This window comes from Geobacter sp. SVR (genome assembly GCF_016865365.1).
GTDB lineage: Bacteria > Desulfobacterota > Desulfuromonadia > Geobacterales > Pseudopelobacteraceae > Pelotalea.
On the sequence record NZ_AP024469.1, the window covers coordinates 4357388 to 4369748 of the forward strand.

The 12361-nt window shown below is 58.6% G+C and carries 10 protein-coding genes; 1 reads left to right on the plus strand and 9 read right to left on the minus strand.

Annotated elements, in window-relative coordinates; all coding sequences use genetic code 11:
• Window positions 1-44: 44 nt before the first annotated feature.
• From GSVR_RS20350 to GSVR_RS20370, 5 genes are all read right to left on the minus strand, one after another.
• Window positions 45-1262 carry an ABC transporter substrate-binding protein gene (locus tag GSVR_RS20350; RefSeq protein ID WP_173195704.1) on the minus strand — a complete coding sequence of 406 codons (1218 nt, stop codon included), beginning with the start codon at window positions 1260-1262 and terminating at the stop codon, window positions 45-47.
• 31 nt (window positions 1263-1293) lie between these two features.
• Entirely contained in the window at window positions 1294-2025 is a 732-nt protein-coding gene (locus GSVR_RS20355; RefSeq protein WP_239077395.1) for an ABC transporter ATP-binding protein, read from the minus strand.
• On the minus strand, window positions 2018-2770 hold the full coding sequence (locus GSVR_RS20360; RefSeq protein WP_173195706.1) for an ABC transporter ATP-binding protein: 753 nt from the start codon (window positions 2768-2770) through the stop codon (window positions 2018-2020). The genes GSVR_RS20355 and GSVR_RS20360 overlap by 8 nt, the downstream gene beginning before the upstream one ends.
• A 208-nt stretch (window positions 2771-2978) precedes the next feature.
• Window positions 2979-3773: a universal stress protein gene (locus GSVR_RS20365; protein WP_173195708.1), complete on the minus strand. Its 795-nt coding sequence runs from the start codon at window positions 3771-3773 to the stop codon at window positions 2979-2981.
• A gap of 330 nt (window positions 3774-4103) precedes the next feature.
• On the minus strand, window positions 4104-5531 hold the full coding sequence (locus GSVR_RS20370; RefSeq protein ID WP_203978736.1) for a sigma-54-dependent Fis family transcriptional regulator: 1428 nt from the start codon (window positions 5529-5531) through the stop codon (window positions 4104-4106).
• Window positions 5532-5699: 168 nt separating this feature from the next.
• On the opposite strand from GSVR_RS20370, the gene pcrA reads away from it, so the two are divergent.
• Window positions 5700-7958, plus strand: coding sequence for a DNA helicase PcrA (pcrA, locus tag GSVR_RS20375; protein WP_173195934.1), 2259 nt, complete (start codon window positions 5700-5702; stop codon window positions 7956-7958).
• Between the two features lie 10 nt (window positions 7959-7968).
• Here pcrA and GSVR_RS20380 read toward each other — a convergent pair whose 3' ends face one another.
• The 4 genes from GSVR_RS20380 to GSVR_RS20395 all read right to left on the minus strand — a co-directional run bounded on the left by GSVR_RS20380 (window position 7969) and on the right by GSVR_RS20395 (window position 12287).
• Complete coding sequence (locus GSVR_RS20380; protein WP_173195710.1) at window positions 7969-9381, minus strand: sigma-54 dependent transcriptional regulator; 1413 nt, start codon at window positions 9379-9381, stop codon at window positions 7969-7971.
• A gap of 87 nt (window positions 9382-9468) precedes the next feature.
• Window positions 9469-9840 carry a response regulator transcription factor gene (locus GSVR_RS20385; RefSeq protein ID WP_173195711.1) on the minus strand — a complete coding sequence of 124 codons (372 nt, stop codon included), beginning with the start codon at window positions 9838-9840 and terminating at the stop codon, window positions 9469-9471.
• A gap of 62 nt (window positions 9841-9902) precedes the next feature.
• The gene (locus GSVR_RS20390; RefSeq protein ID WP_173195713.1) at window positions 9903-10772 is read right to left on the minus strand and encodes a cell wall metabolism sensor histidine kinase WalK; all 870 of its coding nucleotides are present in this window, start codon (window positions 10770-10772) and stop codon (window positions 9903-9905) included.
• Between the two features lie 168 nt (window positions 10773-10940).
• Window positions 10941-12287 (minus strand): MATE family efflux transporter, encoded by a 1347-nt coding sequence (locus GSVR_RS20395; RefSeq protein WP_173195715.1) that lies wholly within the window; start codon window positions 12285-12287, stop codon window positions 10941-10943.
• Window positions 12288-12361 lie beyond the last annotated feature (74 nt).

Genomic DNA, 12361 nt, shown 5'->3' on the forward strand with positions numbered 1-12361 from the left:
CCCCGTGACGATCGCCCCTGCTGCGGTTCATGCGGATGCCAGGCTTACTTCTTCACCTGCGAGCAGGTACTTTCGGAAAGCGGCATGAAGGCCTTGTCCCCCGGCACCGTCTTGACGATCCTGAGGATGTCCCAATCGGCCTTGGACTCGGACGGCTTCTTGACCTCCATCAGGTACATGTCGTGCACCATGCGGCCATCGGCCCGGATCTTGCCGTTCACGGCAAAAAAGTCGCTGATGTTGGTCGATTTGAGCTTGGCCATGACCGCATCGGGATCGTCGGTACCGGCCGCCTTGATCGCCTTGAGGTAGTTCATGGTGGCCGAGTAGGCACCGGCTTGATCCATGGTGGGCATGGCCTTATGCTTTTTGAAGAAACGCTGCGACCATTCTCGGGTGGCCTTGTCGCGGTCCCAGTAGAAGCCGGAGGCGAACTGCATGCCCTGGGCCGTTTTCAGCCCCAGGCTCTTGACGTCGGTGTCGAACACCAGCATCCCCACCACGGTCTGTCCTTTCTGGACGATGCCGAACTCGCCAGCCTGCTTGACGGCATTGGTGAAATCCCCCCCTGCATTGGCCAGCCCGATCACCTTGGCCCCTGAAGCCTGGGCCTGCAGCAGGTAGGAGGAGAAGTCCGAAGTGGAAAGCGGATGGCGCACTGAGCCGACCACCTTGCCTCCCAGCTTGTTCACGAAGCTGGTGGTGTTCTTCTCCAGGGAATGGCCGAAGGCATAATCGGCCGTGATGAAGAACCAGCTCTTCCCACCATGATTGACGACCTCACTTCCGGCCACATTGCCCAGGGCATAGTTGTCGTAGGCATAGTGGATGCCATAAGGGGTGCAATCCTTGTTGGTCAGGTCGGTGGAACCGGCGCCGGTGTTCATCGTAATGCGTTTCTTGTCCGCTCCGACCTTCTGCACCGCCAGTGCGCAGGCCGAGTTCAACAGCCCGGTCACCATGTCGACCTTGCCGGTGTCGAACCACTCGCGGGCTTTGGTGGAAGCGATGTCAGCCTTGTTCTGGTGGTCAGCGGAGATCACTTCGATCGGTTTGCCCAGCACTTTGCCGCCGAAGTCGGCCACTGCCATTTCAACCGCCACCAGGGTCCCTTTGCCGCCGATGGCCGAATACACGCCCGACATGTCGGTCAATACGCCGATCTTGACCACCCCGTCTGAAATTCCCTTGCCGGCCGCCCCGGCCGATGCCGCCATGCCAAGTATTGCCGCACATGCTGTTGCCCTGATGCACCATTTCATAGCCTCTCCCCCTTCCGATTATGTGGTCTGCTTACACGCCGAGATACCTGTTGAGCCTGTCCCTGCTGCCTGCCAGTTCTTCCCTGGATATCACGTCGGCGATCGCGCCGTGCTCGATGATATAGTGCCGGTCCGCCAGATCGGCGGCGAAATGAAAATTCTGCTCCACCAGAATGATCGTAAAACCGCGCTCTTTCAGCTGCCGCACCGTCCGCCCGATGGCCTGCACGATAACCGGTGCCAGCCCTTCGGTCACCTCGTCCAGAAGCAGCAGGTCCGCCCCGGTACGCAGAATCCTGGCCAAGGCAAGCATCTGCTGTTCGCCGCCGGAAAGGCGGGTGCCGATGCTTTTTCTGCGTTCCAGCAGATTGGGGAACATGTCGTAAATCTCGTCCATGCTCATGCCCCCCTGCTTGATGACCGGCGGCAGCAGCAGGTTTTCCTCCACATTCAGACTCGAAAAGATTCCGCGCTCCTCGGGGCAATAGCCGATGCCGAGGCGCGCGATGCGGTGGGTCTGCATTTTGATGGTCTCGTGCCCCTGTTTCATGATCGAACCGCTGCGGCGCCCGACCAGCCCCATGATCGATTTCAGAATCGAGGTCTTGCCCGCACCATTGCGCCCCAGAAGCGTGACCAGTTCACCCCGTTTGACCGAGAGCGAGGCACCGTGCAGGATGTGCGATTCACCGTACCAGGCGTGCAGATCGGAAACCGCCAGCAATTCGTTCATGCCGGAACCACCCACGGCAATTTCACTCATGGCCGACCCCCATATAGGCTTCCATGACCCGGGAATCGGCGGAAACCTCGGCATAGGTGCCCTCTGCCAGAATGGAGCCGCGCTGCAGGACCGTGATGCGGTCAGCCAGGCTGGCCACCACCTGCAGGTTGTGTTCGACCATCAGGATGGTCCGGCCGACCGCTACCCGTCGCACCAGTTCCGTAATGCGGCCCACATCTTCCCCTCCCATGCCCTGGGTCGGCTCATCCAGCAGCATCAGCTCCGGCTCCAGCGCCAGAGTGGTCGCTATTTCCAATGCCCGCTTGCGGCCATAGGACAACTCCACGGCCGGCTCGTCGGCCGAGTTCTGGAGGCCGACCGCTTCCAGCAGCTCCATGGCCCGCTCGTTCAGATGATTCAGGCGGACGGACGATTTCCAGAAGTGGTAGGAGGTGCCCAGGCTGCGTTGCAGGGCAACCTTCACGTTCTCACGGGGAGTCAGGTTGGGAAAAACCGCCGATATCTGGAAAGAACGCACGATGCCCCGCACAGCAATATCAGCCGGTTTCTCGCTCGTAATGTCGTTGCCATTGAAATGTATGCTGCCCGAGGTGGGGGTAATGAACTTGGTCAGCAGGTTGAACACGGTAGTCTTGCCGGCTCCGTTCGGTCCGATCAGGGCATGGATGTGGCCGCGCCCGATCTGCAGGTTGACCGCGGAAACAGCGCTGAACCCCTTGAATTCCTTGGAGAGGCTTCTGGTGGTGAGAATGCAGTCCGTCATGCACCGTACTCCTGAACCGGCCCAGGCCGGAGGCATGAATCAAGAGAATGTCTTGATCGCTTCATCTAAGAGATGTTGAAATTCTCAGGTTGTTCAAAAATGGGTAGATCGTCGCACCCGCAGGAAGCCCCGCGGAGGCGTAGCAGCGCTACGCCGCACAAGGTGACTGACGAGGACGGCGGCGAGATACCCATTTTTCAACAACCCTCTAATGCGACATCAGAACGGGAACGGTCATCTCCCGCAGGATCTGGCCCGCCACCTGCCCCAACCCGGATCCCCGGCGTGCTCCCGGAGAGTAGGCACCCATAACGAGCAGATCATAGCCACCTTCAGAGACCCGGTTCAGAAGGGTATCTGCCAGGGTGGCGGAGGTAACCGGGAACAGCTCGGTCCGGGCCTGGAGAGTATGCTGCCCGAGGTGTTCGCGGATATTTTCTCCATAGTGCTGGTGCGATTCTTCCTCCGATGCGATGGTCAACAGCGTCACCTGCTCTGCCTGCCGCAGGATCGGCAAGGCGTCGTGCAGTGCACGGGCAGCTTCCCGACCGTTCTTCCAGGCCACCAGTACCCGCCGGCCGATCGTAGGGAAGGAGCCTGCCACAGGAACGATCAGTACCGGCCGGCCGCTCCGCACCACAAGCGGCTCCACGATAGCCGCGGTGCGAGCGACGCGAGGCGATTCCTGACTGACAATCACTACATCGCTGCAGTGAGCCCCTTTGATCATCAGCTCTGATTTCCCCACCCCCACCGCGCTGGATTCGATCCTGCGGCAGCCGCAGGGCACCGCGGCATTCCGAGCCTTTGCCATCAACAGCGCTGCGGCAGCCGCCACTTTTTCTTCGGCACGCAGATACCGGGGCTGGTAATAGCCATGGGTCACAATCGACAGACCATTCACCCGCGCCCCCTGTGCCTGTGCCACACTCAGGGCGACATCGATCCTGCGTTCACAGTGCGGCGAATCATCCAGATAGAGAAGAATGTCCTTAAAGCTCATTGTCCCCTCAAAAATAAAACAAGTTTATACAATTCAAGCAACTGTTATGCCACCATACGTAACAAACAATTACAGACCACATTAAGTTTGTTTTTTTATTGATTTATTTAAGATTGAAATAGCAAAACACAGTAATGCTTAGTTCAGGTCAGGCGTATATTTTCCATAAAATTGGAAAGATTGATGGCAACTGCATTTGATTGGCACTGCCGGAGGGGAATTGGATGGAAGCTAACTATCTGTTTGAACGTTTAAAAAAGAGGCAGGCATTACTTTTCCCAAATATTGGAAAAAATTCCTATTTTTTGGAAAAGGCGGGAGAAATCTTGACTACAGACGGATATCGTACTGATCAACCTTGGCATAGAGAGATGACTTGCTGATACCCAGCCGGAGGGCGGCTGCCTGCTTATCCCCTTTTTCCTCGCGGATAGCGGCCCGGATAGCCTCCTCTTCGGCCTGCCGGACAGCGGCCTTAAGGCTGCGCCCGGCTTCCGGCGTCGATAGGGTTGCCCCCTTGGACAACGCAGCAGGGAGATCGTTGCGGGTGATCGTCGTGCCGAGCTTGACGTACAGTGCTTGTTCGAGAATGTTCCGCAGCTCACGTACGTTGCCCGGCCAGTCGTATCGCTTGAGTACTTCAGCCACATCCGGCTCGACCCCTTCGACCGGGATGCCGGTTTCGCGCTCCAACTGGCGCAGGTGAAAGTGTATCAGCAGCGGAATGTCCTCGCGGCGGCTGCGCAAGGGGGGAATCTCCAGCATGACCACGTTGAGACGGTAGTACAGATCATGGCGGAACATGCCGCTTTTAACCAGCGTCTCCAGGTCGCGATTGGAGGCGGCGATGATGCGCACATCCACGGCCTCGGCCCCCTCCGCACCGACCGGCTCGATCTCCTTTTCCTGGAGAACCCGCAGCAACTTGACCTGCATGGTCAGCGGCAGCTCGCTGATTTCGTCCAGAAAGATCGTGCCCTTGTCGGCCAGGGCAAATTTGCCCTTTTTCCCCTTTTTCTGCGCCCCGGTAAATGCCCCTTCACGGTAACCGAACAGCTCCGATTCGAAGAGCGTATCGGGAATGGCCGCGCAGTTGACTTTGATGAACGGCCCGAGCTTGCGGTGGCTTTCGTTGTGGATGGCGTGCGCAAACAGCTCTTTTCCGGTTCCGCTCTCCCCCTTCAGCAGGACGGTGGTGTTGCTGGCAGCCACCTTTCTGCCGAGCTCCTTGACCCATTCGAGTTCTTTGCTGCTGCCGACGATGTGGCCAAACGAATATTTTGCGCTGAGATGTTTGCTGAGTTCTCGTTTGTAGAACTCCAGCTCGGTTTTGAGCTTCTTGAAGTTCTCGGTGAAACTGAACAGGTCTTCGATGTTCTGGAACATGACCTTGCCGACCACTGCCACCACGTTTCCGTTTTCGAAGATCGGTATCCGGCTGCAGATCATCTCGTGCCCCCTGATCTTCTGGAGCTGTGCGATCTCGGCTACGCCGCTCTTTGCCACCAGGTGCATGCGGGTATTCTCGATCACCTCGGTGACATGCCTGCCCACCAATTTATCCGTGGTGGTCTGCAGAAAACGGGCATAAGCCTCGTTGACCTTCAGAATACAGCCTTCGGCATCGGTGATGAGCAGCCCTTCGTAGGCATGCCCAAGGGCTTCTTCCAGCATGATCTGGGCTTTTTCGGCCGCTTCCGCGCGGTGGGCAAGCGCACGCAGCAACGTGTGAATCCAGCCCTGTTTGCGTATGATCATCAGCTACCCCGTCTGCTGCCTGATTATGTCCTCGGTGGAATGGAGTATCTTGTACAGCCTCGCCCCGCCGAATGCAACTGATTAGGTGGCATTCCGGCCATGCCGCAGGAAGAAAACGGAGAGCCGTTTCCGCTTGACGGTCGCGTTTCTACGGGCTACAACAACCCAATGGACCTGCTAAAACACTTGAACCCGCCCCAGAAAGAGGCGGTACTGTACGGCGAAGGGCCGCTGTTGATCCTGGCCGGCGCCGGCTCCGGCAAGACGCGCGTCATCACCAACCGTATCGCCCACCTGATCCTCGAGCGCGGGGTACGCCCCTGGAATATCCTGGCTGTTACCTTTACCAACAAGGCTGCCAAAGAGATGGCCGAACGCGTCAGGAAACTGTCCAGCCATGGCGACCTGCCGCTGATAGCCACCTTCCACTCCGCCTGCGGCCGCATCCTGCGCAGGGAAATCCATCACCTGGGCTTTGATTCATCCTTTGCCATTTACGACGACCGCGACTCGGAACGCCTGCTCAAGGATATCCTCAGGGAACTGGACCTGGACGAGAAGCGCTTCTCTCCCACTGCCGTCGGCGCGCGCATCGACGACTACAAGAATCGCGGCCTGTTCCCCGAAGAGATCGATCCGGTGGCGGCCGGCGACATTTACAATGCAAAGATCATCCAGATCTATGCTGCCTACCAGGAGCGCCTGAGAAAGTGCAATGCACTGGATTTCGGGGACCTCCTGATCCAGACAGTACGGCTGCTGTCGGAATTCCCGGAGGTGCGCCGGTACTATCAGGAACGCTTCCAATGGATCCTGGTGGATGAGTATCAGGATACCAACCCGGTGCAGTACCACCTGATCCGCCTGCTGGCAGGGGAACGCCGGAACCTGTGCGTGGTAGGTGACGACGATCAGTCGATCTATTCCTGGCGAGGGGCCGATATTCGCAATATCCTGGAATTCGAAAAAGACTTTCCCGGGGTGAAGATCGTACGGCTCGAACAGAACTACCGTTCCACCGCCACAATTCTCAAGGCCGCCGGCGAGGTGGTCAAACAGAACTATGGCCGCAAAGGCAAAACCCTCTGGACCGACAATCCGCAGGGAGATCCGGTCTGCTATCGGCGGGTCGAATCGGACCGGGAGGAGGCCCGCTTCGTCTGCCGTGAGATCGACCGACTGAGATCCCGCGGCATTCCGTTGGAGGAGATGGCGGTCTTCTACCGCACCAACGCCCAATCCCGCCAGATCGAGGAAGCCCTGGTTTCGGAGGCGTTGCCCTACCACATCGTCGGCGGTGTCCGCTTCTATGCCAGGATGGAGATCAAGGATATCCTGGCCTATCTGCGTGTTCTGAACAATCCGGCGGACGAGGTGTCGCTGAAGCGGATCATCAATGTACCGGCCCGCGGCATAGGCGCCACAACGATCGATCGGATCGCCTACCAGGCCGCCGCCAATGGGAAGAGCTTCTATCAGGCCCTGCACGACGAGGACCTGGTCGGCCTGCTGGGATCTGTCCCGCGAAACAAGGTGACTACCTTTGCGGATATGATCGAACGCTTTCGCGCCATGCTTGACACGCACAGCCTGCCGGAACTGGCCCAGACGGTGATGGCGGAGAGCGGCTATCTGGCCCGGCTGAAAGAGAGTCGTGACGAGGAGAGCGCCGAGCGGCTGGAAAACCTGGAGCAGTTGCTGACCGCCATGGAGGAATTCAGCGAGAAGAACCCCGAGGGGGGGCTGTCGGAATTTCTCGAGCAGGTAGCGCTGGTGTCGGACCTGGAACAGGGGGAACAGGGCAAGCCGTCGGTGACGTTGATGACCCTGCATGCTGCCAAAGGGCTGGAATTCAAGGCGGTGTTCATGATCGGAATGGAAGAGCGGCTCTTTCCCCATGTCCGGACGCTGGATGATCTGGACGGCATGGAAGAGGAGCGCCGCCTCTGTTACGTTGGAATGACCCGTGCCAGGGAGCGCCTTTATCTCTTGAACGCCCGCCGGCGCTACCTGTTCGGCCAGGAGCAGTCCAACCCGCCGTCGCGTTTTCTGAGGGATATCCCGGCCGAATTACTGGATGAGGAGGACAGCGGGCTTCGAACCTACTCCGCTGCCACTCGCGTGCCCGGCGGCCGCCTGCAGACCGCATCCGCAGGGCAGCGCAACGAAAACCGTCAGAATGACGGGATGCATAATCTGGCGGCGGCAGCCGCCTTCTCCGGCTCACGCGAGATAGAGGTGGTGCCCGAGCCCCCCGAGGAACAGGGGGGAGTCTACATCGGCATGCGGGTACGTCACGGCAAATTCGGACTCGGTACGGTCCGCAAGATCGAGGGGAGCGGCGACGCTCAAAAGGTCATCGTGTGGTTCAATTCGGCCGGGCCGAAAAAGCTCATGCTGCGCTTTGCCGGACTGGAGCGGGCATAACGCGCTTACCTCAGTTTCCGAGCGATTTGAGCCGGTTGCTGATGGTCTGGCGGGTTACTCCCAGCATGGAGGCTGCCACCGCCTGACTGCCTCCGGAAACCTTCATGGCCTCCGTGATCAGGTAATTTTCGATCTCACGGAAGGTTGGGAGGCGTCCGAAGATGTTGTAGATCCCATTGCCGTCAGCGGGGAGCACGACCGTCGAAGACCGTGCGGGAGCAGCGTTGGTAATGCCGGGGAAACTCTCCAGTGAGAGCATGCCGTCATTATGACGCGCCACCGCGTCGAAGACACGTGCATGCAGTTCCCGGACATTGCCGGGAAAAGCGTATCCAACCAGAGCCGAGATCAGTTCGGGCGACGGAGTGGGTTTGCGCTTGTTGAAATGTCTCGCCGCCACTTCTATGAAGGTCGCCAGCAACAGGGGGATGTCCTCCGGCCGCTCGCGGAGCGCGGGAATATGGATCTGGTGGGTGCACAGACGATAGTAAAGATCGCGCCGGAAGCGCCCTTCCTTGATGCGGGCCTCCAGGTCGATGTTGGTGGCCAGCACGATTCTGGCGGTGCTGGTTTTGAGCGTATCGGCGCCGACCGGGTAATACTCCCGTTCCTGCAAAAGCCGCAACAGCTTGACCTGTGACAGTTCGTTCAGGTCGCCGATCTCGTCCAGAAACAGCGTTCCTCCCCCTGCCTTGCTGACCAGCCCGTCCCGGAACTGGTCCGCGCCGGTGAAGGCTCCCTTTTTGTGTCCGAAGAGCGTATCCGAGAACATGGCGTCATCCAGCCCGGCCACGTTGACACTGACGAACTCCCCCCGTACCCCGCTGATGCGGTGGATCGAGCGTGCAAAAAGTTCCTTGCCCACGCCGGTCTCACCGGTGATCAGGACCGGTTGCGGCGAGCTGGCAACCACCTCCGCATATTGAAAGATCGACCGCATCTTCCTGCTGGTGGTCTTGATCTCCGCAAATGCCTCGGCATGCTCCAGGCGGTCGTTCAGAAGATAGTTCTTGAGCGAGGAGACCTCATGCAGAAGGTCGTCGAAATTGAGCGCATTTTTGACCGCAGTGACCAGACGGTCCGGTTCGACCGGTTTCACGAGATAATCTATGGCCCCCGATTTCATGCACCTGACAGCGGTTTCCACCTCGCTGGCAGCGGTTTCCACGATTACGGGGATATGGGGATAGTCCCTGTGAATCAACGGCAGCAGTTCGGCGCCATTGACATGAGGCATCATCAGATCGAGCACGACCAGTGAAATGTCATGCTGTTCGAGGAAGGGGAGCGTGGCACGGCTGTCCGAAAGAGTCAGCACCATACCGATGCCGGCATTCAGGAGCAGCATCCTGTTGAGTTCCAGCGCATGCGGATCGTCATCGATCAACAGCACGGAAAATTGGCCGTCAGGTGACACCTGCATCAACACATCCTTGTCGTCGGCCGGCAGTACCGCCGTGACGCCGGAAAAATTTCAACTGTTAGTAGTGTACTGTCGTTCGGGATTATTTCAAGCAGCGGCAATCTCACGCAGCATGCCGATCAGCCCTGTCACCTCGACCGGCTTGGTGATATGTCGAGTCAGCCCGACATCCTTGAGCTGTTCCGCAAGCCAGGCATCATCATGGGCGCTCATGAAGATGACGGAGGTCTCGGGCTGCTGGGCACGGATATCCCGCACCATCTCACCGCCATCCATCACCGGCATGGAAAAATCGGTAACCACTACGTCGGGCTGATGGCGACGGTACATTTCCAGCCCCTCCTGGCCGTCATGGGCCAGGTGCAGCTCCCTGACGTACAACCGCATCAGGTTTGCCATAATGGTACACGCCTGCAGATCATCGTCCACATACAACACCGAAATATCAAGCCTGTTCACTTCACCAACCCCTCACAGAAATAAAAATTCGTCAAGTACATCATGAGTTGTTCTTATCGGTTTCATCGGTACGGCAGTCTGATTACAGCGGTGCTCCCCTGCCCGGGTTCGGACGACAGCGTCAGGGTCCCGCTGTTCCTTTGAATGATGAGACGGGAGACGAACAGGCCCAGACCGGCACGGCCATTTTCCCGGTTGATGCTATAAAAGGGTTCGAAGACCCGGCCCAAGTGATACGGTGCAATCCCGCACCCCTGGTCCTCCACCCTGATCGCTATGTGCCCGGACGCTTCATCCCTGAAAGAGCTGACCATCACCATCCGCTCCCTGGCCGGCAGGGATTGCAGGGCATTGCAGACCAGGTTCGTGACGACCTGGTGCAACAATCGACAATCAATGGCGAGCAGGGACAGGTTCTCGGACAACTCCAGCCTGAACTGCCGGGTATGCCGGGCAATTGTGCCTTTGAGCGCTTCTGCCACCGCCTTGATGACAGCATTCGGATCGCATCCGCCGGAATCCTTGACCACAGCGGCGGCATCGGACTTCAACTGGGTGGTGATACGACTGATACGGCCGACATCTTCCGCAATCATCGCAATGATTTTCGGCATGCTGTCGAGGATACCTGCCAGCGGTACACCGGCACAACAGGCATCCGGGTGCTGTCCCTGATACTCCGACAGGAGCGGAGCGAGCCCCTTCCAGTAATCACCCAGCAGACGGGATGCGAGCAGAATATTATTGTTGGGATTATTGATTTCGTGGATGCATCCGGAGAGCATGGCGCTGATCAGCCCCTGGCGATTGCAGCATATCAGCCCATCGCCGGCTCCTTCGGTCTCCAGATCCCATGAGCTGGCATCTTCACACCCCATTTCACTACCTGCAATACCAGGTACCGGACCGTTCGAACCCCAGGCTTCTCCCATGGACTGCCTCCTCCTCCGGATACTGGGAAGATGCGGCCTTCCCATCACAGACTCGGCGTTGTTTAATAATCTACTAACTATATCGCAGTCTGACTGCTTTGCAAGGAGCGGCGATAAAAAAGTCGAGCCGATCCTTGTCCGGAAACAGATGGGCCTATCAAGACGGCATCAGTAGATGACATTGTGCAGATCGCGCCGCCGGTAGCGCCAGGCAAAGGCTGCAGCACGAGCATACCAGTCCACCAGGAAGACTCCCCACACGACATACAGGGATAGATGCAGCCAGCCGGCTGCCACCCACGCGAGGGCGACCCGGATACCCCACATGGCTGCCAGTGTGACAATGAAGACATAGAAGGTATCGCCGGTGCCCCGCAGGCTACCGGCATAGACAAAGGAGACCGCCAGCGGTATCTGCGCAAAGGCCACCAGCCGCAGAAACACGCTCCCTTTCTCGATCACGGCAGGGTCATGGGTAAAGAGCGAGATCAGGAAGTGCGGTCCGCAGAGGAACACCAGTGCCATGATCGACATGACCACTACGGCAAGACGCAGGGCTTCAGCATGGCTGATGCGGGCCCGCCTGATCTTGCCTGCCCCGAGCGACTGCCCCATCAGGGTTGCGGCGGCGATGCCCATGCCGGCGCCCGGCATGAATGAAAGTGACTCGATGGAAAGTCCGATCTGATGCGCTGCGTAGGCGCTCGTGCCATAGCCGATAATGAAACTTGAGTAGAATATTTGCCCGCTCTGCTGGGCGATTCGCTCCAAGGCCACGGGCCAGCCAATGCGCCAGATCCTGGCGAATTGCTGAACGTCGGGGGAGCCAAGCACCAGGTAGCTTTTACGAAACGCCTGGATCAGCAGGTAGCTGCAGCCGACAAACTCCGAGCTGTTGATAGCGATAGCCGCCCCTTTGACCCCCATGGCCGGAATCCCTAATGCACCGTATATCAGGGGCCAGGCCATGGCTACGTGCAGAATGTTGACCAGGATGATGGCCTCCATCGGGGTGCGGGTGTCACCGGCACCATGCATGATGGCAGAAAGGATATTGAGTCCGGTTGTCCAGATCAGCCACAAAAACACCAGGCGGATGTAATCGGAGGCAAAGGCCTGAACATCAGGCGCAGCCCCCATCAAACGGGCGATGTCGCCTCCCCATACCGCTCCTCCAGCCGAGCAGGCCGCGGTCATCGCCAAGCAGGCCAGGCATGCGACAAACGCAGCGCGGCGGGCTTCCTCTTGCTTTCCGGCACCCCGCAGATGGGCGATTACCACCGTTGTACCGGTGGAGAGCCCCCAGAAAATCGTCATGGTGACGAACATCAGCAGCTGTCCGAGCCCCGTGGCTGCGATGGCCGCTGCTCCCAGACCGCCGGTGAGGAATATGTCGACGATCGAAACCAGGCGCTGGAACAGGGAAGAAAGCAACACCGGCAGAGAGAGGAGCAAAACGTCGCGCCGGATCGAAACCGGCTTGCGACGGCGATTTTTGGAGAAGGGAAACGGCATGGGCTTGTATAAAGACAGAGGAAAGAAGTACGGGTGAGACTGGGACAGAGCGAAACCGTGCACCGGCCTCGCTC